A 25,719-nucleotide genomic window follows, 5' to 3' on the forward strand; every position below is an offset into this window, starting at 1 on the left:
CGATGAGCGCCCTCCTGCCGCCCGAGCCGGGCATCCGCGTCAGCCTCGCCGAGCTGATCGAGATGCGTCATCGCGTGCGTGAAGTGCAGCTGTTTTCCACGCCGAGCCAGCGCAGCCCGCTGATCGGCCTGCACCACTCCAAACTGCGCGGGCGCGGGGTGGACTTCGATCAGGTGCGGGTCTATCAGGCCGGCGATGATGTGCGAAGCATCGACTGGCGTGTCACCGCCCGCACCCAGGAGCCCCATACCAAGCTGTTCCACGAAGAACGCGAGCGACCGATTTTCATCATGGTCGAACAGAGCCGCCGGCTGTTTTTCGGCTCGGGGCTGATGTTCAAATCGGTGCTGGCCGCCCAGGCGGCGAGCCTGATTGGCTGGGCCGCTTTGGGTCATAATGACCGGGTCGGCGGGCTGGTGTTCGGCGACGACGAGCACTACGAGATCAAACCGCGACGCAGTAAACAGAGCCTGCTGCAATTGCTCAATCGACTGGTGCGGGTCAATCAGTCGCTGCACACCGAACGCGAGCCGGACCGCGACGCCTTCGGCATTGCCCTGCGCCGCGCCCGGGAAGTATTGCGCCCTGGCAGCCTGGTGATTGTGATTTGCGACGAACGCGCCTTGTCCGACGGTGCCGAGCAGCAGTTGAGCCTGTTGTCACGCCATTGCGACCTGTTGCTGCTGCCCGTGTCCGATCCGCTGGATCACGCCCTGCCCGCTGCCGGGCTTTTACGTTTCGCGGAACGGGGGGCGCAGCTGGAACTCGACACGTTGAATTTCGACTTGCGCCAGGCCTATCGCGCACAAGCGGAGGCGCGTATCGCCCGCTGGGAGTTGCTGGCGCAGAAACTACGGGTATTGTTGATGCCGTTGAGCACCCAAAGCGAAATGGTCGAGCAACTGCGCGAATACCTGAACCCGCAGCGTCCGGGGAAAGGCCGATGAGCAGCCTCGATCAACTGCAACCGCTGATTTCCCCGCCACCCATCGGCTTCTGGCCGCCGGCGCCGGGCTGGTGGCTGCTGCTGTTATTGCTGCCGCTGATCGGTTACGGCCTGTGGCAGTTGCGCCGCTTCATCCCGAACAAGCGCCCTATCGTCCGCGCCGAACAACCGCTGGACCCGGTACGTCTCGCTGCGCTGGCCGAACTCGCCCAGATGCCCAAGCCCTACGACGGCGCCCCGGCCGGTGCCTGGTTGCAGCAACTCAATGGCTTGCTCAAACGTCTGTGCCGCAACCACTACCCCTACAGCCAAAGCCACACCCTTAATGGGCGCAAATGGCTGGCGTTCCTCGATAACCGCTGCCCGGCCGCCGGCCTCACGCGCTGGATGGTGCTGGTGGAAGGCGCCTACAAACCCGAATGCAAACTCGACGACAAGGCCATTGCCGGCCTGACGCAAGCCGTCGACACCTGGATTCGCAAACATGTTTGAGTTCGCCTGGCCGTGGATCTTCGCCCTGCTGCCACTGCCGTGGCTGATGCGGGTGCTGCTGCCGGTGGCCGACAGTGGCGAACCGGCGCTTAAAGTCAGCTTCCTCAGCGACCTCGAAGGCCTCGCTCGCCGCCGCGCCCGGGCGAATCTGCCGGCCTGGCGTCAGCAAGCACCGTTCATTTTGCTGTGGCTGTTGCTGCTGATCGCCGCGGCGCGCCCGCAATGGCTCGGCGACCCCCTGCCGGTTGCCGCCAGCGGCCGCGATCTGCTGGTGGCGGTGGACGTGTCCGGCTCCATGGATTTCCCCGACATGCAGTGGCAGGACGAAGACGTCAGCCGACTGTCGCTGGTGCAACATTTGCTCGGTGATTTTCTCGAAAGTCGCGACGGCGACCGGGTCGGGTTGATCCTGTTCGGCAGCCAGGCCTATCTGCAAGCGCCTCTGACCTTCGACCGGCACACCGTTCGCGTGTGGCTCGACGAAGCGCGGATCGGCATCGCCGGCAAAAACACCGCCATCGGCGATGCCATCGGCCTGGCCCTCAAACGCCTGCGCCAACGCCCGGCACAAAGCCGCGTGCTGATTCTGGTCACCGATGGCGCCAACAACGGCGGCGAAATTGACCCGCTGACCGCTGCACGACTGGCGGCCAACGAAGGCGTGAAAATCTACCCGATCGGTATCGGCGCCGATCCGGAACAAAGCGGCACCCTGGGATTCCTGGGCATCAACCCGAGCCTGGACCTCGACGAACCGGCCTTGAAGGCCATCGCCCAAGCCACCGGCGGCCAGTACTTCCGCGCCCGCGACGGCGAGGAGTTGCAGGCGATCAAGCGTACCCTCGACAAACTGGAGCCGGTGACCCAGCAACCCACTCAGGCCCGCCCGGCCCAAGCGTTGTATCACTGGCCTTTGGCGATGGCACTGCTGTTGAGCATGCTGCTGGTCATTCGCGAGCGCTGGCCGGATAACCCGTTGCAACGGCTGTTTACCAAGAAGCTGTTTACCAAAGAGCGGTTTCTGCAATCGCAACTGCCCGACTGGCGTCAGCGACTCAAACGCCTGCGCCTGCGGAGGCGCCGATGATTGCCCTCTGGCCGCACTGGTTCCGCCCTTGGTGGCTGCTGTTGTTGCCGTTGCTGGGCTGGTTGCTCTGGCAACTCTGGCATCGGCAGAAGCGCGCTGGCCGCTGGCAAATGATTCTGCCGCCGGCCTTCCATGCCGCGTTGCTCAGTGGTGGCAGCGGTCGCGAGAGCAAACTGCCGTGGGTCGCCCTGGGTCTGGCCTGGGTGTTGACGGTGCTGGCCCTGCTGGGGCCGAGCTGGCAGCGCGTCGAGCAAACCAGCCAGAAACCCGCCGACCCGCTGGTGGTGTTGCTTGAGCTGACCCCGGAAATGCTCGCCACCGACAGTGCGCCGAACAGGCTGGAACAAGCCCGGCGCAAACTGTTCGACCTGCTGCAAAACCGCAGCGACGCCCAGACTGCAATCATCGTCTATGCCGGCAGCGCCCACACCTTGGTGCCGCTGTCGGATGACCTGTCGACCAGCCGCAACCTCGTGGATGCACTCAAGCCGTCGCTGATGCCCCTGGCCGGTCATCGTGCCGATCTGGCGGTGGCCAAGGCCCTTGCGCTGCTGGATCAGGGCGCCCTCGGCCAGGGTCGGATCCTGCTGATCGGTTCGTCGCTGACCGAACAAGAACGCCAAGGGATTCGTCAGGCGCTGGACGACAAGTCCACGCCATTTCTGATGCTCGGTATCGGCACCGCCGAAGGTGCGCCGGTCGCTCAGGACGACGGCAGTTTCCTCAAGGATGACTTGGGCGCAATTCTGGTGCCCCGTCTGGACGGCCCCAGCCTGAAAGCCTTTGCCAACGGCCTGGGCGGACGTTATCGCCAGGCGCGTCTGGACGATGCCGACCTGCGCGGCCTTGGCCTGCTCGATGGCCCACGGGACCTGCGCAACGACGGCCAGACATTACGCCTCGACACTTGGGCCGATCAGGGATACTGGCTGCTGCTGCCACTATTATTGCTGGCCGCCTGTGCCGGGCGCCGGGGTTGGCTGTTCTGCCTGCCGCTGCTGTTCATGCTGCCACAACCGAGTTACGCCTTCGACTTCGAAGACCTGTGGCTGCGTCCCGATCAGCAGGGCCTGCATTTGCTCAAACAAAAGCGCCCGGCCGAGGCCGCGCAGCATTTCGAAGATCCGCAGTGGCAAGGTGTGGCGCTCTATGAAGCCGGCGACTACAGTGGCGCCGCCCAGCGGTTTGCCCAAGGCACCGATGCCCACGCCCACTACAATCGGGGTAACGCCCTGGCCAAAAGCGGTGAGCTGGAAGCGGCGCTGGATGCTTACGATCAAGCACTGGAACGTCAGCCGGATCTGCGCCCGGCCCTGACCAACAAGGCACTGGTGGAAAGCCTGCTCAAGCAGAAAACCTCAGCGCCGCCCGTCGAGCCGGACAAAACCGCCGAGGGCAAAACCGAAACCATCACCCAGGAACCGCCGCCAGGCAGCGCCACCCAACCCAGCAATAGCGAGCCGCAAACCGACGCCGAGCAAACCACGCCGGACGCCGAGCAGCCGCCCACGACGCCACCGCAACCGGGCGCCAATGAAGTCCCGGGCAGCGAGTTGGGGGATGAGCAAAGCACCACGCCACCTCGGCGCCCGGCCAGCGACATGATTGAAGGCGAACAGCGCCAGGCGCTGGAGCAATGGCTGCGCAAGATTCCGGATGACCCCGGCGAATTGCTCAGACGCAAATTCTGGTACGAACAGCAACAACATCAGGATCAGGAAAAAACTCGATGACCCGCTTCACCGCCCTCTTGCTCGCATTGTTGCCCGCCCTGTTGCTCTGCACCGCTCAGGTCCAGGCTGCAGAGCTGGTCGCCAGCGTCGATCGCAGCCGCCTGAATTCTGGCGAGACGGTCGAACTGACCCTGGAAACCAGCGACGTGACCCAGTTCGGCAAACCCGACCTGACCCCACTGGAGCCGCTGTTCGAAGTGCGCGGCACCCGTCAGGTCAACCAACTGAACACGCTCAACGGCAACACTCAAGCAACCACCCGCTGGATCATCACCCTGTTGCCCCGGCAAAACGGCAGCGTGGTGATTCCGTCGCTGCAACTGGGCGACGCCCAGAGCCAGCCGATTACCCTCCAGGTGATCGAAAGCGAAACCCAGGACAGCAGCAACGCACTGGCGCCGGTGTTCATCGAGGCCAGCCTCGACCAGAACAGCGTCTATGTGCAGGCTCAGGCGATCCTGACCTTGCGCATCTACCATTCTGTGTCGCTGTACGACGACAGCAGCCTGACCCCGTTACAAATTCCCGATGCGCGCATCGAACAGTTGGGCGAGTCGCGCACCTACGAAAAAGTCATCAATGGATTGCGCCATGGCGTGATCGAAATGCGCTACGCGATCTACCCGCAACACAGCGGTGAATTGATTATTCCGGCGCAAATGTTCAGTGCCACGCCGGTCGATACCCGGCCGTCCCAGGACGCAACACCCCAAGGGCCTAAACCGGGCAAGCAGATGCGCGTCAAATCCGCCGAGATCCCGCTGACGGTCAAGGCCAAACCCGCCACCTATCCCGCCGATGTGCCCTGGCTGCCGGCCCGCAGCCTGAGCCTGAGCGAAAGCTGGAGCCCGGAACCGGATAATGCGCAGGTCGGCTACTCGCTGACCCGCAGCCTGACCCTGAACGCCGAGGGCCTCGCCAGCTCCCAACTGCCACCCTTGCCCGCCACAGAGATCAACGGTCTGCGGCGCTACCCGGATCAACCGGTGCTGGGCAACCAGAGCAGCGATCGCGGCTTGATCGGCAGTCGCGAGGACCGTGAAGCCCTGGTGCCGACCCGCACCGGCAACATTGATTTGCCGAGCGTGGAAGTGGTCTGGTGGAACACCTTCGAAGATCACCTGGAACACAGCAGCCTGCCCGCCCGCACGCTGCAAGTGGCGAGCAATCCTAGCCTGATCGTCGATACTCCGGCGGGCAGCCCGCAGGCAGTCTCCAGCGCCAGCAACGAAGCCCTCTGGTGGTGGAAACTCAGCACGGCGATCCTGGCCTGCACCACGCTGCTGGGCTTCGGCCTGTGGTGGCGCGCCCGCTGGCAACCGGCGATCCTGCGCGCGACGCAGACCGGCCCGAGCCCACGCACCCTGCTCGATGACCTCAAACGCGCCTGCCAGGCCAACGACTCCCACGCCACCCGCCAGGCCCTCGACGCCTGGGCCCGGCAACAACCGGAAACCCTGGCCGACATGGCGGCGCGTTTTGTGCCGCTGTCCGACGCCCTCGATGGCCTGAATGGCGCGCTGTACAGCGAAACCGGCCAGTATTGGCAGGGCGAAGATCTCTGGCGCGCGATTCGTGCGATCCCGACGGCCGAAGGGGTTCAAGACCTGGTTGGCGATACTGGGTTGCCGCCGCTTTATCCGAAATAATCACCGCACCCTGTGGCGAGGGAGCTTGCTCCCGCCGGGCTGCGAAGCGGCCCCAAGACCACATCACTCGTTTCTTCTGGCATAACGCTTCAGCCATTTTGCGCCTGCTGCGCAGCCGAACGGGAGCAAGCTCCCTCGCCACAGGTCTTCGGTTCGATCAGATCCATCGCGCCATCCCATGTGTTTGCCAGTAAACTCTCCCCTCTTTAGCCGCCACCATTTTCCCCGCGGCCATTACCTTATTTCCTACGGAGTACGCCTTGCGTCTGTTTCACACCTCCGACTGGCACCTTGGGCAGAACCTGCACGGCCAGGAGCGCGATTTCGAGCACGCCTGCTTTCTCGATTGGCTGCTGCGTCAGCTGAAGCTGGATCAGCCCGATGTACTGCTGATAGCCGGCGATATCTTTGACACGGTCAACCCGCCGGTCAAAGCCCAGGAACGCCTCTACGATTTCATCGTCAGCGCCCATGAACAGCAGCCATTGCTGACCATCGTGATGATCGCCGGCAACCACGATTCCGGTTCGCGGATTGAACTGCCGGCGCCGTTGATGCGACGGTTGCGCACTCACGCCCTCGGTCGCGTGCTGTGGCTCGATGACGGTCAACTGGATGCCGAACGCCTGTTGCTGCCGTTGCCAGATGCCAGCGGCGAAATTGCTGCCTGGTGCCTGGCGCTGCCGTTCCTGCGCCCCGCCGAAGTGACCGGCGCGCATTTGGGCGATAACTATTTGCGCGGCATCGGCCAGGTTCATGAATGGCTGATCGAAGCAGCAAACATCAAGCGCAAGCCGGGGCAGGCGCTGATTGCCATTAGCCACGCGCACATGGCTGGCGGTTCGGTCTCGGAAGATTCCGAGCGCAGCCTGATCATTGGTAACGCCGAAGCCCTGCCCGCCAGCCTGTTCGGGCCGAGCATCAGCTATGTCGCCCTCGGGCATTTGCACAAGCCGCAGAAGGTCAACGGTGAAGAGCGCATTCGCTACTGCGGCTCGCCGATTCCGTTGTCGTTCTCCGAGATCAATTACCAACATCAGATCCTCGACATTCAACTCGATGGCGAAACATTGGTCAGCGTCGAACCGCGCCTGATTCCGCGCTCCGTCCACTTGCAACGCCTCGGCTCCGCACTGTTGGCGGAGATTCTGCTGCAACTGGCCGACCTGCCCAACATTGACCTGCTCGCCGATATCCAGCGTCAGCCGTGGCTGGAAGTGCGGGTCCGTCTCGACGAACCGCAACCGGACCTGCGCCATCAAGTGGAAACAGCGCTGCAAGGCAAAGCCGTGCGGCTGGTGCGGATCGCTGCCGAGTACGCTGGCAATGGCAGCCACGAGGGCGTCGATGACGGCACAACTTTGATCGAACTGGATCAACTGACGCCGCAGGAGCTGTTCAGCCGCGCGTGGCAGGACAACTACGGCAGCGAGGTCGACGAGCAAACGCTCAAGGACTTCGCCGAGCTGCTGCAGGACGTGCAGATGGAGAGCGAACAACCATGAAAATTCTCGCGATCCGCCTGAAAAACCTCGCCTCCCTGGCCGGGCCTTTTGAGATCGACTTCACCGCTGAACCCTTGGCCAGTGCCGGTCTGTTCGCGATTACCGGGCCGACCGGTGCCGGCAAAAGCACGCTTCTCGACGCCCTGTGCCTGGCGCTGTTCGGCGCCGTGCCGCGGCTGAACAACACCGGCCGCGACGCCAAGGTCCCGGACGCCGATGGCGAAATCGGCACTGGCGACCCGCGCACACTGCTGCGGCGTGGCACCGGCGAAGGGTATGCAGAAGTGGATTTCGTCGGCATCGACGGTCGCCGTTATCGCGCTCGCTGGGAGGCCAATCGCGCTCGGGAAAAGGCTGGTGGCAAGCTGCAAGCCAGCCGTCAGAGCCTGCGCGACATCGATCAGGATCAGCTGCTGGCCAGCCAGAAAGGCGAATACAAAGCACAGCTCGAAGCCGCGCTGGGCCTGAACTTCGAACAATTCACCCGCGCCGTAATGCTCGCCCAGAGCGAGTTCAGCGCCTTCCTCAAGGCTGACGACAATGACCGCAGCGAACTGCTGGAAAAGCTCACCGACACGGCGCTCTATACCCGTCTCGGTCGCCGCGCCTTCGACAAGACCAAAGAAGCTCGCGAAGCCCATAAGTTACTGCAGGATCAGGCCACCGGGGTCACGCCGCTGTCGCCGGAAGCCCGGGCCGAGCTGGATGAGCGCTTCAACGACGCTCAGCAGCAACTCAAGACCCAGCAGGCGCAGCTCAAACAGTTGGAGTTGCAACACACCTGGCTCAAGGACCTGCGCCAGTTGCAGGACGCACAACAGAGCGCCACCGAGCAACTGCACTGCGCCCAACAACACTGGAACAGCCTCGCCGGCGAGCGCTTGAAGCTGACCCGCCTGGAGCAACTGGCGCCGCAACGGCATCAGTTCGCGCGCAAGACCGAACTCACCGCCCAGCTCACGCCGCTGGCGGCGCAGATTCAGCAACACACGCAACAGCAAAGCGAGCTGACCGAGCGACAGACTCAACTCGAACAGAGCCTAAGCGCTGCGCAAACGGCGCTGACCCACGCGCAAAGCCAACACAGTTCCAGCGCGCCCCTGCTGCGTCAGGCCTTCGAAGAGCAAAGCACCCTCGCCCGCCTGGTCAAGGACGCCAGCCTCAGTGCCGATCTCAAGCTGCAGGCGGAACAGGCCTGCACTCAGGGCCAGGGGACGATTCAGGGTTTGCTCGACCAACAGAAACAGGTCGCCGAACGGTTGCAGCAGATTGCCGGTGAGCTTGAGCAAAGCACCCATCTGGCGCCGTTGAGCGATGCCTGGAACGCCTACCGCGATCGTCTGCAACAATTGATGCTGATCGGTAATCGCCTGAACAAGGGCCAGGCTGAACTGGCCGCTTTGGAGCAAAGCGCCGCCCGCGCTGCTGAGGAACTGGCCACCCAGCGCCAGAGCCTTGAAGTGCTGTACAAAGAGGCCGGCGCCGAGCCTGAAGCGGTGGCCGAGCAGATTCAGATTCTCGGCAGTCTGCTGCAGGACAACCGCAAGCAACTGCGGGCCTTTGAAGAGTTGACGCGACTGTGGGCCAGCCAGCAGGAACTGGACAAACGCGGCGCCGAGCTTCAGCAGCGGCAACTCGCCGCTCAGCAAGACCGCGATCGTCTGACCCAGGCCGGTGTGCAGACCAAGGCCGAGCTGGCCGTCGCCGAACAGACCCTAACCGTCACCCGCGAACTGCTGGAACGCCAGCGTTTGGCGCGCAGTGCCAGCGTCGAAGAACTGCGCGCGCAGTTGCAGGACGATCAGCCGTGCCCGGTTTGTGGCAGCCCGGACCATCCTTATCATCAGCCCGAAGCCCTGCTGCAAAGCCTCGGCCGGCATGATGAAAGCGAACAGGCCAACGCTCAGAAAGCCGTCGACCTGCTCAAGGAAAAACTCACCGATCTGCGCGCCGAAGTCGGCGGCTTGATTGCTCAGCAGAAGGAATTGCTGCAACAGCAAGAACAGCTCGCGACTCAGCAACAAGGCCTGACACCAAGCCTGGAAGCGCACCCACTGTCCGCTCAGCTATTGGCCCAGGACGCAAGCAAACGCGACGCCTGGCTAACGCAACAAAGCAGCCAGTTGAACCAGAGCATCACCCAGGATGAACAACGGCAAACCGCCCTGCTCACCCTGCAACAGGATGCCGCACGCCTGGCGCAACAACTGCGCAGCGCCGAAGCCGCGAATCAGCAAGCGACACAACACCTGATCAACCAGCAACGCGAGTTAAGCAGCGATCGTCAACGTCTGGACGAAGAACTGACGGCGTTCAGCACCCTGCTCCCGGCCGACACGCTGGAGGCCTTGCGCAACGAACCCGCCGCGACCTTCATGCAACTCGACCGGCAGATCGCCCAGCGCCTGCAACAACTCGACCAGCAGCGCGAAGAACTCGGCGAACAGCAACAACGTCAGCAGACGCTGGAGAAAGAACAGTACCAACAGCAGATCCGCACCCAGCAGTTGGACGCCGCGCAACAGCAGTTCACCGCGCTGGCCGGGCAGCAACAGGCTTGCCAGGAAAAACTGACTCAACTGCTGGGCGAACATGCCAGCGCCGAACAGTGGCAGCAGCAACTGGATCAGGCCGTCGAGCAGGCGCGCGCTGCCGAAGCGACGGCCAATCAGCAATTGCAAACCGTGCACACGCGGTTGGTGCAACTGGCCGCGGAACTCAAGGCGCAGCAGGAACGTTCGCAGGCCCTGGAAACTGAAGACCGTGAGTTGAGCGGCAAGATCGCCGACTGGCGCGCGCAGCATCCAGAGCTCGACGACGGCGGACTGGAAGATTTGCTGAGCGTCGACGACCAGCAGGTCAGCGAACTGCGTCAACGATTGCAGCAGAGCGAAAAAGCCATCGAGCAAGCCAAGGTGCTGCTGCAAGAGCGAGATCAACGCTTGCTCGATCATCAGGCGCAGCACAACGGCAATCTCGACGCCGAACAACTGGCCACGGCGCTCGCCGAGCTGCAAAACCTGTTCGTCGCCAGCGAACATCGTTGCGCCGAATTGCGCGCAGAGCAGGCCGAGGATCAGCGTCGACAGAATGCCAATCAGGCGCTGGCGCAGCAGATCGCCGACGCCTACACCGAGTACCAGCGCTGGGCACGCCTGAATGCGCTGATCGGTTCGGCCACCGGCGACACCTTCCGCAAAATCGCCCAGGCCTACAACCTCGACCTGTTGGTGCATCACGCCAACGTCCAGTTGCGGCAACTGGTGCGGCGCTATCGGTTGAAACGTGGCGGTAGCATGCTCGGGTTATTGGTGATGGACACCGAGATGGGCGATGAACTGCGCTCGGTGCATTCGCTGTCCGGTGGCGAGACGTTCCTGGTGTCGCTGGCCCTGGCGCTCGGTTTGGCGTCGATGGCGTCGAGCACGTTGAAAATTGAATCGCTGTTCATCGACGAAGGCTTTGGCAGCCTTGATCCGGAATCCCTGCAACTGGCCATGGACGCCCTCGATGGTTTGCAAGCGCAGGGCCGCAAGGTCGCGGTGATTTCCCACGTGCAGGAAATGCATGAGCGGATTCCGGTACAGATTCAGGTCCACCGCCAAGGCAACGGTCTGAGTACGCTGGAGGTGAAATGAATACGCTGTATTCGTTCCGCCGCTGCCCCTACGCCATGCGCGCCCGCATGGCGCTGCGCTATTCGGGGGTTGCGGTGCAGATCGTCGAGGTCAGCCTCAAGGCTAAACCGGCCGAAATGCTCGCACTGTCGAGCAAAGGCACGGTGCCGGTGCTGAGTGTGGATGGGCGGGTGATCGATGAGAGCCTGGAAATCATGCGCTGGGCGCTGGCGCAGAACGATCCGCAGGATTGGTTGCTCAAGGATGATCCTCAGGGACAGCAATGCAGCGCCGCGCTGATCGATGAGAACGATCAAGTGTTCAAGGTGCACCTGAATCGCTACAAGTATGCCGAGCGTTATCCCGAGCAGCCGATGGCGTTTTACCGGTCAGAGGGCGAGATATTCTTGCGCAAACTGGATGAATTGCTGGAGGGGCGTGACTACTTTCTGGCCGGGCACCCGAGCCTGGCGGATGTCGCCGTGATGCCGTTCGTGCGGCAATTCGCCCACGTGGATCGCGAGTGGTTCGGGCAGACGCCTTATGTGCGATTGCAGGCGTGGTTGCAGCGCTTCATCGAGTCAGACCTGTTCACATCAATAATGAAGAAATAACCGCGCCCCCTACGGCGATTCATGCCAATACCGAGCACATCCCCAACGCCGAGCAATCCACCTGGAACGGCCCAAAGAATTCGCCATTGGATTTGATCGGCGGATTGCCCACCAGCAACCCCAAGGCCTTGGCCGTCTGAATGTTGTGAGCGATGTTGTGGTTGCATTCGATGGCTCGTGCCACCGACCCCGCCGAGCCCTGCCCGATCCCCAACAACGAAGCGCCATTGGTCATGAATGCCAGGAAGGCGATGACCCAGAGTTTGTGCCCTTTCATGCCCCCACCACTCCCGCCACATCAGCGTGATCGACCATTCCGTTTTGCGCGCGGTGTTCGAATTGAATGGCGGGATAAGCGACCTGAATCGGTGCTTGAAGGCTTTGTTGCGATTGAGCCGAAAGGCTGACGACCAACACCATGGCCACGTAAAGACCGATGGCCAGGTAGGCGCCGTATTTGGCAGAAGTGATGATTGCGCTGGCCATGGTGTTCTCCGTGGGCATGTTTCAGTGCTCACAGAATCGATCAAAAAACAGAAGATAACTAGCGAGCTTTATGCATAGTAACTATCAGTTTTATTGATCTAGAACCCAGCGTGTTTCAGTCCTCGATAAAGCTCATCAAGCGCTCACGGGCCGCTTCCAGCTCGTTGGGAACGGGCTCGGCGGCCGACAGAATCGGGGTGGAATAGAGAAACAGGAGAACCACTGCCAGACGCATCGCCATGCTGTCGATCCTTATTGGGGAAGGAGTCAAAAAATCAGCGTCAAATTTAAACTCATGGCCATGTGATATCAAGCAATACATTGATAGCAATATGATGCTGTCGTAAACGCGTTATGCAGGAGCGACATCACTTTGGGGCTTTTCGATGCCTTACAGCTCGATCGGCAAGTGACTTCGCTCCTGCATAAAGGGTGCAGGCTTACATTTCAGTGTTGGATTTTGTGATCCAGCGCGGCGTAGAAGTTGGCGCTCTGTTGCAGGTATTTCTGGGTGTAGCTTTGGGTGTGGGATTTTTTGTCACTGATTTCAACGTTGGCGTTGGCGGGCAGTGCAACAGTGGCAGAGATAGCGGAAGCGGCGATAACAGAGAAGAGATTGAAGTTCATGGCGGTATTCCTCGATTCAGTTGGCTTGCTTGCCCGGTAGGGCCGTGAAGCAAACTTAACTCCCGAGGCTCGGCGCCTTGAAATGCTTTGTAGCATTAGCCGATATCAGTCTCATTAATAGAAGGTTGCAGGCCCCATCAACCGGGGCCTGCGGTCTATTGACGCACCAGGAACTTGAGATCGCTGGGGGCATCCATCGGCAGTTTCTGCACGGTTTTACCCAACAGACCGGTCTTGGCATCGCGCTCGACGACGACAATCTGGTTGCTCTTCTGGTTGGCAATCAGCACGAACTTGCCACTCGGGTCGAGACTGAACTCGCGCGGGTGATCACCGTCCACCGAGCGACGCTGAAGCTCCTTGAGGTGGCCCGTCGCCGGGTCGATGGCGAACACCAGCAACTGATTGGTGGTGCCACGGTTGCTGACGTAAAGGAACTTGCCGTCGGCTGAGGCGTGAAGCGCAGCCGCAGCCTTGCCCGATGTGGGCAGACCCGCCGCCAGATCGACCAACTGCGTTTGCTCAAGCTTGCCGTCCCGGTAATCGAACACCGCGACCTGCGCGCTCATTTCCATGGTCAGCCAGGCGTGTTTACCATCGGCGCTGAACAGCAAGTGTCGCGGGCCGCTGCCGGGTGGTAACTGAACGGACGCGGGCTTGGCGGCGGTCAATGGCAGTTCCGGATTGGCCTTGGGATCGAAGCGATAGACGAAAATCTTGTCCGCTCCCAAGTCGTTGGAAAACACATATTGGCCATCCGGCGATGAAACCACCGAATGCACGTGCGCCGACTTCTGCCGCTCAGGATTGACCCGGCTGGACGGATGACTGCTCATCTGCACGACGGGTTTGAGCTTGCCATCGGTGCCCACCGGTAACACCGCCAAGGTGCCGCCCGGGTCTTCGGCCACCGAGTAGTTGCTGACAAACACATGACTGGCGTCGCCGCTGACGCTCGAATGCGTCGGCTCGTTGCCCAGGGTTTGCACCTGACTGATCAGGCTCAACTCATGGGTCTTGGGGTCGATCGCATAGCTGCTGACACGCCCTACCGGATCGGCCTGGCCCGGACCGTTTTCGTTGACCGCGAACAGGCGCTGTTGATCCCTGGACACGGTCAGCCAGGACGGGTTGGCGCTCTTCACCACTTGCAGGGGTTTGGCGTCGATCTGCCCAGTGCGGCTGTCGAAACTCAGGCGATAAATACCCTGGCTCTGGCCGGCGGTGTACGAGCCCACCAGCAATTCGTAACTGTCGACCGGGGCCGCTTGCACGCCCATCGCGCCGACACTGCCGGCCATCAACAGTGGCCAGAGGTTACGCATCCTCATTCGTTTCGTCCTCGTCGTCCTGACCGCCGAATGCTTCCATGGGCACCAGCCGGTGCTCGCCGGAATCGCCGGTGATGATCCAGCTCTTCAAGTCGGGATCAAACGTCGCCGCCGCGATCTGCGCCATGCTGAACTCCCAGCGCTTGAGCGCCCGACCGTCCATGCATTCGATGTGCAGGTTATCGTCTTCATCGAGGGAGAAATCGAATGCGTGCAGCCCGTCGATCTCCAGCATGTCGCAGTGTTCGAGGGCGTTGATCAAGGTGTCGTTTACGGCAGTCATGGCAGTCAATCTTTGAATGGGAAAGTGGCAATGATAGCTCATTGTTGCAGCAGAACCCTGTGGGAGCGGGCTTGCCCGCGATAGCGACCTGTCTGGCACATCAATGGTGAATGTGCCGCCGTCATCGCGGGCAAGCCCGCTCCCACAGGGATTGTGATCAGCCGTCAGAGAGCATCACGCGATGGCTTGCCATCGACCAGGCGCTGGATGCGCAGCGGATTGCCATTCTTCAGCGCTTCCGGCAGCAGGCTGTCGGGGTAGTTCTGGAAGCAGACCGGGCGCAGGAAACGGTCGATGGCCAAGGTGCCCACCGACGTGCCTCGCGCATCGGAAGTCGCCGGATACGGCCCGCCATGAACCATCGACTCGCACACTTCCACGCCAGTCGGATAGCCGTTGAGCAGGATCCGCCCAACCTTCTGCTCCAGCAATGCCGTCAGCTCACCGAACTGTTCGAAGTCCGCCGGCTCACCAATGATCGTGGCCGTCAGTTGCCCATGCAGGCCGTTCAACGCGGCATTGAGTTGCGCCTGATCCGCCACTTCGACGAACACCGTGGTCGGGCCGAACACTTCCTCTTGCAGCACTTCATCGCCATCGAGCAACAGGCTCACATCGGCCTTGAACAGTTGCGGCTGCGCCTGATTGCCTTGTTGCGGGCTGCCGGCCAAATGCTCGATTTTCGGATGCGCGAGCAGCTTTTGCAGGCCCTTGCCATAGCTACTCAACGTACCGGCATTGAGCATGGTTTGCGCCGGCTGATCGCCAATCAGCCCCGCCACCTGCTGCACGAAGGCGCTGAACTGCGGCGAACGAATGCCGATCACCAACCCCGGATTGGTACAGAACTGCCCACAACCCTGCACAACCGAAGCTGTGAGGTCACGGGCGACACTTTCAGCCCGAGCTTCCAACGCTCGAGGCAGCATGATCACCGGGTTGATGCTCGACATCTCGGCAAACACCGGAATCGGCTGCGCACGTGCCGCGGCCATGTCGCACAGCGCCCGACCACCTTTCAGTGAGCCGGTAAAACCGACCGCCTGAATCGCCGGGTGCTTGACCAGCGCTTCACCGACCCCGCCGCCGTAGATCATGTTGAACACACCGGCGGGCATGGCGGTTTTCTCAGCAGCGCGGATCACGGCGTCGGCCACCCATTCAGCGGTTGCCATGTGGCCACTGTGCGCCTTGAACACCACCGGGCAACCGGCGGCCAATGCCGAAGCGGTGTCACCGCCTGCGGTAGAGAATGCCAGCGGAAAGTTACTCGCACCAAACACCGCGACCGGCCCGAGACCGATGCGGTACTGACGCAGGTCCGGACGTGGCAATGGCGTACGTTCAGGCAGCGCGCGATCAATCCGCGCCCCATAGAAATCACCGCGCCGCAGCACCTTGGCGAACAGACGCATCTGGCCGCTGGTGCGACCACGCTCACCCTGAATACGGCCGGCCGGCAACGCGGTTTCGCGGCAGACCACGGCGACAAAGTCATCGCCCAACGCGTCCAGTTCATCGGCAATCGCATCGAGGAATTGTGCACGTCGTTCGGCGCTCAGGCTGCGATAGGCCGGGTAAGCAGCGGCGGCGGCCTTCGCGGCGGCATCGACTTCTTCAAGGGTGGCCTGGTAGAAATCGTGAGGCAAAGCCTCGCCAGTGCTGGCGTCGACGCTCTGGAGTTTGACGATACCGGTAGCGCTGCGCTGTCCGCCAATGTAGTTGTGACCAAGAATCCGGGTCATGGGTGTCTCCTTAAAGTGTGCCGACGGTGCCGGGTTCGAACGCCGCTTCAACGGGCTCAATGCCGTTGATCAAAGGCGCACCGAACTCGGCCTGGCTGATCTCGAACACATCACCCGGTTGGGTGCGGATGCCGTCAGCGAAAGACAGGGTCGCGGTGCCGAAGAAGTGAATGTGCACATCGCCGGGGCGCAGAAACTGGCTGTATTTGAAATGGTGATACTCGAGGTTTTCCAGGCTGTGGCACATGTTCGCTTCGCCACTGAGGAACTCGTTCTGCCAGAGCACCTCACCGTCACGCAGGATGCGGCTGGTACCGGCCAGATGCTGAGGCAATTCGCCGACCCGAAGCTCCGGGCCATAGCTGCAACTGCGCAATTTCGAATGGGCCAGGTAGAGGTAATTCTTGCGCTCCATCACATGATCGGAGAACTCGTTGCCCACCGCGAAACCGAGGCGATACGGTTTGCCGTCGTGGCCGATCACATAGAGGCCGCTGAGCTCAGGCTCCTCCCCGGCATCTTCGGCAAACGGCGGCAGCGGGAACGGCTTGCCCGGTCGCACGACGATGCTGCCGTCGCCCTTGTAGAACCATTCTGGTTGCACGCCGGCCCGGCCGGTCGCGGGTTTACCGCCCTCCACGCCCCACTTGAAGATGCGCATGGTGTCGGTCATGGCGGTTTCGTCGCCGAACTGCTGATGCATTTTGTCCCGGGCCGACGCGCTGCCCAGATGGGTCAGGCCGGTGCCGCTGACCAGCATGTGCGCCGGGTCCGGGTGATCCAGCGGCGGCAGGATTTGCAGATTGGCCAGCAGCGCTGAATAGTCATGGCTGATGCCCAGACCCAAGGTTTGAACCTGCCGCTCAAGATTGACGCCCGCTTCGATTGCCGCCAGCGCCAGATCCCGCACCGAGCGCGCATCCTGCACTTCGCGCACCAGGCCCTGCTCGACCACGCCGACACGGCGTTCGCCGTTACTCAATTCGAACTGAACTAAACGCATGATTTTCTCCTGTAAAACAATTCTTCAAAACACCGAAAAACCCTGTGGGAGCGGGCTTGCCCGCGATGACGGCGGCACATTCACCATTGATGTGCCAGGCAGATTGCTATCGCGGGCAAGCCCGCTCCCACAGGGTCGGTGGTGCTGGCCTATTTCGTATCAGGTACGGGTAGCGCCCCGGGCGCTGGCGGCGAACTGCTCGGCCGGCAACACATGCTTGCGCTCCAGCAGGCGATAAACCACACCCGTCAGGATCAGGCCGAACACCATCACGCAGGACAGGAAGTACAGCCCCGACGCCAGATTGCCGGTGTATTCCTTCAGCGCGCCGATCACGAACGGACCGATGTAGCCGCCGAGGTTGCCCACCGAGTTGATCAAGGCAATGCCCGCCGCCGCACTGGCGCCGGCGAAGAAGCGACCCGGCAAGGTCCAGAACACCGCGGTGCAGGAAAACAGCGCAAACGCCACCAGGCACAGCGCCGCTAATTGCAACACCGGCACTGTCAGCCAGGCGCTGAGGAACAGACCGATGGCGCCCAACACATACAGCACCGCCAAATGACCGTAGCGATCATTCAAGCGATCTGAGCTGCGCGGAATAATCAGCAAACCGATGATCCCGAAGATGTACGGCACCGACGACACGAAACCGGTCACCACGTCAGTGCCACCGAACTGCTTGATCAACGTCGGCAACCACAAACCGAGACCGTAGATGCTCAGGGTCACCGGCAGATAGAACAGCGCCAGCAACAACACGCGTTTGTCCTTCAGCGCATGCAGCGGATTGCCATGGCGAGTCTGGCCGTACACCTCCAGGTCCTTTTTCAGCTCGCCGGTCAGCCAGTCTTTCTCGGCCTGGTCCATCCATTTCACCTGTTGCGGGCCGTCCGGCAAGTAACGCAGCACCGGCCAGGTCAGCAGGATTGCCGGCATGCCGATGACGATGAACAGCCACTGCCAGCCGTGCAGCCCAAGAATCCCGTCCATGCCCAGCAAGCCGCCGGACACCGGGCCGGTGATCATCATTGCGATGGGTTGGGAAAGGATGAACAACCCGAGGATCTTGCCGCGATGGCGGATCGGGAACCATTGGGTGATGTAGTACAAAACGCCCGGGAAGAACCCGGCTTCGGCCGCGCCGAGCAGAAAGCGCATCACATAGAAGCTGTTCGGTCCCTGGACGAACGCCATGCCGATGGTGATGGCACCCCAGGTGACCATGATCCGCGCGAACCAGCGCCGGGCGCCGAAGCGGTCGAGCATCAGGTTGCTGGGGATTTCCAGCAGGAAATAGCCAATGAAGAACAACCCGGCGCCAAGGCCGTAAGCCGCGTCACCCAGGCCAATGTCGGCGCCCATGTGCAGCTTGGCGAAACCTACCGCGGAGCGATCCACATAGGCGATCAGGTACAGCAGGATCAGGAAGGGAATCAGTTTCAGCGTGATGCGACGAATAAGCCGCAGTTCCTGGCTCATGAGTTCGGTCTCCGATTGTTGTTGTTATAGAACCTCGGGGGCCGCCTCTCGCCGAAAACTGCCAGGGCCATCCCTCCGTTGAAAACGACTATATAGTAATACTATTTAACCAACAACACTTCCAAACAGACGAAATTGCGCTTATGTTACGCCGTAGCTCGAACAATATAGTCATACAATAAGAGAACCGATCATGTCTGATAAGAAACCCACCCTGCGCTCCGCCCAATGGTTTGGCACCGCCGACAAGAACGGCTTCATGTACCGCAGCTGGATGAAGAATCAGGGCATCGCCGACCATCAGTTCCACGGCAAGCCGATCATCGGCATCTGCAACACCTGGTCGGAACTGACCCCGTGCAACGCGCATTTCCGCCAGATCGCGGAACACGTCAAACGCGGGGTGATCGAAGCCGGGGGCTTTCCAGTGGAATTCCCGGTGTTCTCCAACGGCGAATCAAACCTGCGCCCCACCGCGATGCTCACCCGCAACCTGGCGAGCATGGACGTCGAGGAAGCGATTCGCGGTAACCCGATCGATGGCGTGGTGCTGCTCACTGGCTGCGACAAAACCACTCCGGCGCTGCTGATGGGCGCGGCCAGTTGCGACGTGCCGGCGATCGTCGTCACCGGTGGGCCGATGCTCAACGGCAAGCACAAAGGCCAGGACATCGGCTCGGGCACGGTGGTTTGGCAGCTCAGCGAACAGGTCAAGGCTGGCACTATCACCATCGATGATTTCCTCGCGGCCGAGGGCGGCATGTCGCGCTCGGCCGGCACCTGCAACACCATGGGCACGGCCTCGACCATGGCCTGCATGGCCGAAGCGCTCGGCACTTCCCTGCCCCATAACGCAGCGATACCGGCGGTCGATGCGCGCCGTTATGTGTTGGCGCACATGTCCGGCATGCGTGCGGTGGAGATGGTGCGCGAAGACTTGAAGCTGTCGAAGATCCTCACCAAGGAAGCCTTCGAAAACGCCATCCGGGTAAACGCCGCCATTGGCGGTTCGACCAACGCGGTGATCCATTTGAAAGCCATCGCCGGGCGCATTGGTGTCGAACTGGACCTGGATGACTGGACCCGCATCGGTCGCGGCATGCCGACCATCGTCGATCTGCAACCCTCCGGGCGCTTCCTGATGGAAGAGTTCTACTACGCCGGTGGCTTGCCCGCGGTGCTGCGTCGCCTCGGCGAAGCCAACCTGATTCCCAATCCGAACGCCCTCACCGTCAACGGCAAAACCATCGGCGAAAACACCAAGGACGCACCGATTTACGGCCAGGACGAAGTGATCCGCACCCTCGACAACCCGATCCGCGCCGACGGCGGCATCTGTGTATTGCGCGGCAATCTGGCGCCATTGGGTGCGGTGCTCAAGCCCTCCGCCGCGAGTGCCGAATTGATGCAGCACCGTGGCCGTGCGGTGGTGTTCGAGAACTTCGACATGTACAAGGCGCGGATCAACGATCCAGAACTGGACGTGGATGCCAATTCGATTCTGGTGATGAAAAACTGCGGACCGAAGGGTTATCCGGGCATGGCCGAAGTCGGCAACATGGGTTTGCCGGCCAAGCTGCTGGCCCAGGGCGTGACCGACATGGTGCGGATTTCCGACGCACGCATGAGTGGCACTGCTTACGGCACTGTTGTTCTGCACGTTGCTCCGGAAGCTGCGGCCGGCGGGCCTTTGGCGACAGTGAAGGAAGGCGACTGGATCGAGCTTGATTGTGCCAACGGGCGTTTGCACCTGGACATTCCGGATACAGAGCTGGCGGCGCGCATGGCGGATCTGCAACCGCCGCAGCAGTTATTGGTGGGAGGCTATCGTCAGCTGTACATCGACCATGTGCTGCAGGCGGATCAGGGTTGCGACTTTGACTTCCTGGTTGGTTGCCGAGGGGCCGAGGTGCCGCGCCATTCTCACTAATCACCACAATCCCTGTGGGAGCGGGCTTGCCCGCGATAGCGGTGGATCAGTCGCCATCAATGTTGAATGTGATGGCCCCATCGCGGGCCCGCTCCCACAGGGATCTGCGTCTGTATCAGAATCTCGCGCTAGCGACCATCAATCGCCGCGCCTGCTATCATGCGCGGCACCCCATCGCACAGGATCGCGCCGTTCCCCATGGATTACCGCAAACCCTCCGACCGCAAAAGCATGCACTCGCGCATCGTCCAGGAACTGGGCATGCAGATCGTTTCGGGACGGTTCAAACCGGACGACAAACTGCCCGCCGAAGCCCTGCTGTGCGAGGAATACGCGGTCAGCCGGCCGGTCCTGCGCGAAGCCACTCGCGTATTGGTCGCCAAGGGCCTGGTGTATTCCCGCCCGCGGGTCGGCACGGTGGTCAAGCAGCGCAAGGAATGGCACATGCTCGACCCGGATGTGCTGCACTGGCTGATGCAAAGCAGCCCGCAAAATGAATTCTTTGATCTGCTGACCAGCGTGCGCAGCATCATCGAACCGGCCGCTGCCGCGTTGGCCGCGCAGTTCGCCACTGATGAAGACATTGCCTCCATCAGTGAAGCCTACCAACGCATGGAAGCGGCACCGACCCCGGAAGCGTTGTTGCAACCGGACCTGGATTTCCACAGCCGCATTGCCGACGCGACGCATAACGACTTGCTGGCGAACCTGTGCAACATGCTGTCGGTGGCGATTGCCGAAGCGTTGAAGCATTCCAACCAACGACCGAATCTGCATGAACTGGCGATGCCACGGCACAAGGCGATCCTGACCGCTATCGAGAATCGTGATGCGCTGGGCGCGCGGCATGCGACGCTGGTGCAGCTGGATGATGCGCGCAGTGCGTTGAATGTGGTGCTGGGAACCGATCCCTCATAACCACCACTAAATCCTGTGGGAGCGGGCTTGCCCGCGATTACGGAGTGTCAGTCGATATAGATGTTGAATGATCCGCCGCCATCGCGGGCAAGCCCGCTCCCACAGGGACTGATGTGAAGTTTGAGATGAAAAAAAGCCGCAACCTTGGTTGCGGCTTTTTCGTTTCAGCGACCGGTCAGTGAGCAAACAGCGAGTTGCCCTTCTGCCCTGCCAGTTTCTCCGGTTTGATCAGGAACCGCGCCAGCGCTGGCAGCAGCCACAGCGCGCCGAACATGTTCCAGAGCAGCATGAAGGTCAGCATCAGGCCCATGTCGGCCTGGAACTTGATCGCCGAGAAGATCCAGGTGCACACGCCGATCGCCAGGCACAGGCCGGTGAACAGCACAGCTTTACCGGTGGACTTCAGCGTCTGGTAGTACGCCTCTTGCAGCGGCAGACCGGCACGCAGGAAGCTTTCCAGACGGCTGTAGATATAGATCCCATAGTCCACGCCAATCCCCACCCCGAGCGCCACCACCGGCAAGGTTGCCACTTTCACGCCGATGCCCATGAACGCCATCAATGCGTTGCCGAGTACCGAGGTCAGCACCAGCGGCAACACGATGCACAAGGTCGCCGCCCAGGAGCGGAAGGTGATCATGCACATGGTCGCGACGCAGATGTACACCAAAATCAGAATGGTCAGTTCGGAGCGTTTGATCACCTCGTTGGTGGCCGCCTCGATCCCGGCGTTACCGGCGGCGAGGATGAATTCCAGGCCTTCCTTGTTGTTCTCTTTGGCGAAGTCCTGCACCGCATGCACGGCGCGGTCCAGGGTTTCGGCCTTGTGGTCGTTGAGGAACACCAGCACCGGCGCCAGGGAGCAATTGTTGTTGTACAGGCCATCAGCCCGGGCGATGGAGTTGTTCAGCACGTCCGGGTTGCGCGACAGGGTTTCCCATTTCAGGTTGCCCTCGTTCATGCCCTTGATCATCTGCTTGGACACGGTCACCAGCGAGATCGCCGACTGCACGCCCTCGGTGTTCTGCATTTTCCACATCAGCTCGTCGATCGGCGCCATGGCCTCATAACGCGAGCAACCTTCGGACTTGGTCTTGACCATCACCACCAATACGTCCGAACTGGTGGAGTAGTTGTTGATAATGAAACTGTTGTCCTTGTTGTAACGCGAGTCCGGACGCAGTTCCGGCGCGCCCTGGTCGAGGTCGCCGATCTTCAGGTTCTGGCTGTACCAGAGGCCACCACCGAAAGCGATCAGCGCCAGGGCAATGGAAATCGGGGCAACTTTAGGGCTGGCAAAGTTCGACAGCAGGCGCCAGAACGGATGTTCGCGGTGTGCGTCTTTCTTACTGCGTTCGACCGCGCGTTTGCTGATACCGACGTAGGAAATCGCCACCGGCAGCAGGATCAGGTTGGTGAACACGATCACCGCCACGCCGATGGAGGCGCCGATGGCCAGTTCACGGATTACGCCAATGTCGATGATCAACAGCGTGATGAAGCCCACCGCATCCGCGAGGATCGCGATCATTCCCGGCAGGAACAGCTGGCGGAATGTACGGCGTGCTGCTGTCAGCGCGTTCTCCGCCTCGCTGGACTGCAAGGCGATACCGTTGATTTTCTGCACGCCGTGGGAAATCCCGATGGCGAAGATCAGGAACGGCACCAGCATCGAGTACGGGTCAAGCCCGAAGCCGAAGAAGTGCATCAAACCCAACTGCCAGACCACCGCCACTAGCGTCGTGCTCAATACCGCCACAGTGCTGCGCATGCAGTGGGTGAACCAGTACAGCAGGATCAGGGTAATGACGAAGGCGACGCCGAAGAACATCACCACCATGACCAACCCATCGATCAGGTCGCCGACTTTCTTGGCGAACCCGACAATGTGGATCTTCACGTTGGGGTTCTGGGCTTCGAACTTGTTGCGGATCTTGTCTTCGAGTTCATGGGAGAACTTGCGGTAGTCCAGCGCCAGCAACTTGCCTTGATCCTGCGGGTCCGGGTAGGACTCCAGCAGCGGGATGTCGACGATGCTCGACTTGAAGTCGTTGGCCACCAGGCGCCCGACTTGCCCGGACTTGAGCACGTTGTTGCGCAGCAGGTCGAGGCTTTGCTGGGAGCCGTTATAGCTCTGGGGAATCACCTCACCACCGGCGAAGCCCTCCTCCGTCACCTCAGTCCAGCGCACGCTCGGGCTCCACAGCGACTTGAGGCCGGAACGGTCGACGCCGGAAATGTAGAACACCTCGTCGTTGATCTGACGCAGGGTCTCCATGTATTCCTTGGAGAAGATGTCGCCATCGGTGGCTTCCACGGAAATTCGCACCGTGTTGCCCAGGTTCGCCAGATCGTTGCGGTGCTCCATCATTTTTTCAATGAACGGATGCTCGAGCGGGATCATTTTTTCGAAACTGGTGGACGGCCGGATCAACGTTGCCTGCCAGAACAGGAAAATACTGACCAGCAGGCAGATGACGATCACCGCCGGGCGGTTGTTGAAGATCAGGCGTTCAAGAAACGTCGCCTTGTCCTGATGAGGAGTGCTTAAGGATGTCATAGACCCGCCTTCTTATTATTTGCCCGGCTCATTTGGACGACCCGTTTTTTCCATTCTCTGCACCGGTGGGCGAAGTGACGCGAACGCCACCCTGCCCGGCCAGGATCAGATTGCCGTTACCTGCCGCAGTCACCGCCGAAACGGAAATACGGTCCGGGCGGTTGAACACGCTGAAGGTTTCACCATCGTCGCTGCTGCGAATGATGCTGCCGCCGTTGCCGACGATCACGATGGAGCCGTCATCGAGCAATGTAGCGCCGGACAGGCCGAACTCCAGTGCGCCGCGTGCAGCCTTGAGTTCGACTTGTTCCCAGTTGCTGCCGAAATCCGTGGAGCGGTAAAGATTGCCCCGCAACCCGTAGGCCAGCAGCGTGGCCGGTTGCGCAGTGCCGATCACGCCGAACAGCGAGCCTTCGTAGGGGCCTTCAAGCCTTTCCCACGTCTGACCTTCATCGGAGGAGCGGAACATGCTGCCCTGCTCGCCGACGATGAAAATGCCGGAATCCTTGACCGCGGCAATGGCGTTGAGGTGGTACTGGTCTTCGTTGTCGAGGCGATCGCTGACGTTTTCCCAGTTTTTACCGCCGTCGGTGGTTTCCAGCAAGGCACCGTAAGCGCCCACGGCAAAGCCGCTGTTAACGTCCTTGAACCAGACGTCGAGCAGCGGCGATTCGCGTGTCAGGTCTTCGAATTGTTTGGTCCAGGTGATGCCGCCGTCTTCGCTGGCGAGGATCTGCGCGTCATGGCCAACGGCCCAGCCGTGCTTGTCATCGACAAAGAACACCGCCGTCAGCAGTTGCCGGGTCGGCACCTTGGCCTGGGTCCAGGTCACGCCCTGGTCATCGGAATACAGAATGTGCCCGCGATCACCGACCGCCACCAGGCGTTTGCCCGCGTGTACGACATCGAGCATCAGGCCTTTGCTGGCCTTGGCGGATTCAACGGAATAAACCACATCGGTGGCCGACGCGGCAGCGGCCAGCGCAGGCGCCGACAGCACGGTACAGCCCAACAGCGAGAGCGCTGTAGCCAGCAACGCGAACCTGCGTAACGCCGGCGGGCGGCAAATACTCACACCCATGACAGGCTCACTCATAGACCTTCCCCCATTATTATTGTTGGGTCGTTCAACCCTTCAGGGCGCCGTAAGGGGTGCTCACCGGGATTGCCCTATTCAGAAGCATAGTCCTGAAACCCGCAATCCAGAGCCCCTTCGGAAGCTGGCTTATCCTATCGGGGTTTGGAAAGGTCTGACAATCGACGCCACGTTATGTTTTGTTAACTGGAGGGGATAGGGGTTGTGGGTGAATGAGGAGGTATTCGGTGGGGTGATTGGGGTTTGGGGTTTTGTGTACATATCCGTTTTTGCGGTAACGGCGGCTATTGGTTCCGCTCTTACAGCGGGTCACTTTGGAAAAGCGCCAAAGTAACCAAAGCGCTTTTTGCCCCTTTCGTTCGGTGCCTCGCTTAGGCTCGGCATGCCCTCGCTCCGGTCCTGCTCCGTGGGCCCGCCGCCATCGGCCATCCATGGCCGGGGGCGGCTAACCCGGCATCCATGCCGGGTTGCCCACTGCGCAGAACCTCCACTCGGCCTCTCGAGGGGGCGGTGGATCAAGATCAAAAGCTGCAGGCGAGCTAACGCTCGGCCTGTTGAGTGGTGAAAATCAGAGTGGATGTGCTCTGATTTTGGATGTGCTCTGATTTTTTGTGG

General features: G+C 61.2%; 21 protein-coding genes. 10 read left to right on the top strand and 11 right to left on the bottom strand.

The genetic code is table 11. The features are described 5' to 3' along the window. Positions 1 to 2: 2 nt before the first annotated feature. From PSH65_RS17650 to PSH65_RS17685, 8 genes are all read left to right on the top strand, one after another. Positions 3 to 947 carry a DUF58 domain-containing protein gene (locus PSH65_RS17650; RefSeq protein WP_305421522.1) on the top strand — a complete coding sequence of 315 codons (945 nt, stop codon included), beginning with the start codon at positions 3 to 5 and terminating at the stop codon, positions 945 to 947. After that, complete coding sequence (locus PSH65_RS17655) at positions 944 to 1,438, top strand: DUF4381 domain-containing protein (protein WP_305421523.1); 495 nt, start codon at positions 944 to 946, stop codon at positions 1,436 to 1,438. Before PSH65_RS17650 ends, PSH65_RS17655 begins: the two co-directional genes overlap by 4 nt. Further along, a complete protein-coding gene (locus PSH65_RS17660; protein WP_305421524.1) occupies positions 1,431 to 2,525 on the top strand; it encodes a VWA domain-containing protein in 1,095 nt (364 codons plus the stop codon). The genes PSH65_RS17655 and PSH65_RS17660 overlap by 8 nt, the downstream gene beginning before the upstream one ends. Beyond that, entirely contained in the window at positions 2,522 to 4,258 is a 1,737-nt protein-coding gene (locus PSH65_RS17665; protein WP_305421525.1) for a tetratricopeptide repeat protein, read from the top strand. The genes PSH65_RS17660 and PSH65_RS17665 overlap by 4 nt, the downstream gene beginning before the upstream one ends. Continuing rightward, positions 4,255 to 5,907, top strand: coding sequence for a BatD family protein (locus tag PSH65_RS17670; RefSeq protein WP_305421526.1), 1,653 nt, complete (start codon positions 4,255 to 4,257; stop codon positions 5,905 to 5,907). Before PSH65_RS17665 ends, PSH65_RS17670 begins: the two co-directional genes overlap by 4 nt. Before the next feature lie 260 nt (positions 5,908 to 6,167). Beyond that, positions 6,168 to 7,412, top strand: coding sequence for an exonuclease SbcCD subunit D C-terminal domain-containing protein (locus PSH65_RS17675; protein ID WP_305421527.1), 1,245 nt, complete (start codon positions 6,168 to 6,170; stop codon positions 7,410 to 7,412). Next, entirely contained in the window at positions 7,409 to 11,050 is a 3,642-nt protein-coding gene (locus tag PSH65_RS17680; RefSeq protein ID WP_305421528.1) for an AAA family ATPase, read from the top strand. The genes PSH65_RS17675 and PSH65_RS17680 overlap by 4 nt, the downstream gene beginning before the upstream one ends. Continuing rightward, entirely contained in the window at positions 11,047 to 11,643 is a 597-nt protein-coding gene (locus tag PSH65_RS17685; protein WP_305421529.1) for a glutathione S-transferase, read from the top strand. The genes PSH65_RS17680 and PSH65_RS17685 overlap by 4 nt, the downstream gene beginning before the upstream one ends. Positions 11,644 to 11,662: 19 nt before the next feature. Here PSH65_RS17685 and PSH65_RS17690 read toward each other — a convergent pair whose 3' ends face one another. The 9 genes from PSH65_RS17690 to PSH65_RS17730 all read right to left on the bottom strand — a co-directional run bounded on the left by PSH65_RS17690 (position 11,663) and on the right by PSH65_RS17730 (position 18,600). Next, positions 11,663 to 11,920 (bottom strand): hypothetical protein, encoded by a 258-nt coding sequence (locus PSH65_RS17690; RefSeq protein ID WP_305421530.1) that lies wholly within the window; start codon positions 11,918 to 11,920, stop codon positions 11,663 to 11,665. Continuing rightward, positions 11,917 to 12,129: a hypothetical protein gene (locus PSH65_RS17695; RefSeq protein ID WP_305421531.1), complete on the bottom strand. Its 213-nt coding sequence runs from the start codon at positions 12,127 to 12,129 to the stop codon at positions 11,917 to 11,919. Before PSH65_RS17695 ends, PSH65_RS17690 begins: the two co-directional genes overlap by 4 nt. 115 nt (positions 12,130 to 12,244) lie before the next feature. Next, positions 12,245 to 12,370 carry a hypothetical protein gene (locus PSH65_RS17700; RefSeq protein ID WP_305421532.1) on the bottom strand — a complete coding sequence of 42 codons (126 nt, stop codon included), beginning with the start codon at positions 12,368 to 12,370 and terminating at the stop codon, positions 12,245 to 12,247. A 206-nt stretch (positions 12,371 to 12,576) separates the two neighbouring features. After that, the gene (locus PSH65_RS17705) at positions 12,577 to 12,756 is read right to left on the bottom strand and encodes a hypothetical protein (protein ID WP_030130499.1); all 180 of its coding nucleotides are present in this window, start codon (positions 12,754 to 12,756) and stop codon (positions 12,577 to 12,579) included. 155 nt (positions 12,757 to 12,911) lie between these two features. After that, on the bottom strand, positions 12,912 to 14,081 hold the full coding sequence (locus PSH65_RS17710; protein WP_305421533.1) for a lactonase family protein: 1,170 nt from the start codon (positions 14,079 to 14,081) through the stop codon (positions 12,912 to 12,914). Further along, positions 14,074 to 14,370, bottom strand: a complete 297-nt coding sequence (locus tag PSH65_RS17715; protein ID WP_305421534.1) for a DUF5629 family protein — start codon at positions 14,368 to 14,370, stop codon at positions 14,074 to 14,076. The genes PSH65_RS17710 and PSH65_RS17715 overlap by 8 nt, the downstream gene beginning before the upstream one ends. Positions 14,371 to 14,534: 164 nt before the next feature. Next, positions 14,535 to 16,115 (bottom strand): aldehyde dehydrogenase (NADP(+)), encoded by a 1,581-nt coding sequence (locus PSH65_RS17720; RefSeq protein ID WP_305421535.1) that lies wholly within the window; start codon positions 16,113 to 16,115, stop codon positions 14,535 to 14,537. A 10-nt stretch (positions 16,116 to 16,125) separates the two neighbouring features. Then, positions 16,126 to 17,118, bottom strand: coding sequence for an AraD1 family protein (gene araD1, locus PSH65_RS17725; RefSeq protein ID WP_305421536.1), 993 nt, complete (start codon positions 17,116 to 17,118; stop codon positions 16,126 to 16,128). A 159-nt stretch (positions 17,119 to 17,277) separates the two neighbouring features. Further along, on the bottom strand, positions 17,278 to 18,600 hold the full coding sequence (locus PSH65_RS17730) for an MFS transporter (RefSeq protein WP_305421537.1): 1,323 nt from the start codon (positions 18,598 to 18,600) through the stop codon (positions 17,278 to 17,280). 193 nt (positions 18,601 to 18,793) lie between these two features. Between PSH65_RS17730 and PSH65_RS17735 the strand changes: the two genes are divergently transcribed. Both PSH65_RS17735 and PSH65_RS17740 read left to right on the top strand, forming a co-directional pair. After that, positions 18,794 to 20,530, top strand: coding sequence for an IlvD/Edd family dehydratase (locus PSH65_RS17735; RefSeq protein ID WP_305421538.1), 1,737 nt, complete (start codon positions 18,794 to 18,796; stop codon positions 20,528 to 20,530). A 198-nt stretch (positions 20,531 to 20,728) separates the two neighbouring features. Next, on the top strand, positions 20,729 to 21,448 hold the full coding sequence (locus PSH65_RS17740; protein WP_305421539.1) for a FadR/GntR family transcriptional regulator: 720 nt from the start codon (positions 20,729 to 20,731) through the stop codon (positions 21,446 to 21,448). 175 nt (positions 21,449 to 21,623) lie between these two features. Here the strand turns inward: PSH65_RS17740 and PSH65_RS17745 are convergent, their stop codons facing one another. Beyond that, entirely contained in the window at positions 21,624 to 24,008 is a 2,385-nt protein-coding gene (locus PSH65_RS17745; protein ID WP_305421540.1) for an RND family transporter, read from the bottom strand. A gap of 28 nt (positions 24,009 to 24,036) precedes the next feature. Then, on the bottom strand, positions 24,037 to 25,104 hold the full coding sequence (locus PSH65_RS17750) for a YCF48-related protein (RefSeq protein ID WP_305421541.1): 1,068 nt from the start codon (positions 25,102 to 25,104) through the stop codon (positions 24,037 to 24,039). Between the last annotated feature and the right edge of the window lie 615 nt (positions 25,105 to 25,719).

Source organism: Pseudomonas sp. FP603 (assembly GCF_030687415.1).
Lineage (GTDB): Bacteria > Pseudomonadota > Gammaproteobacteria > Pseudomonadales > Pseudomonadaceae > Aquipseudomonas > Aquipseudomonas wuhanensis.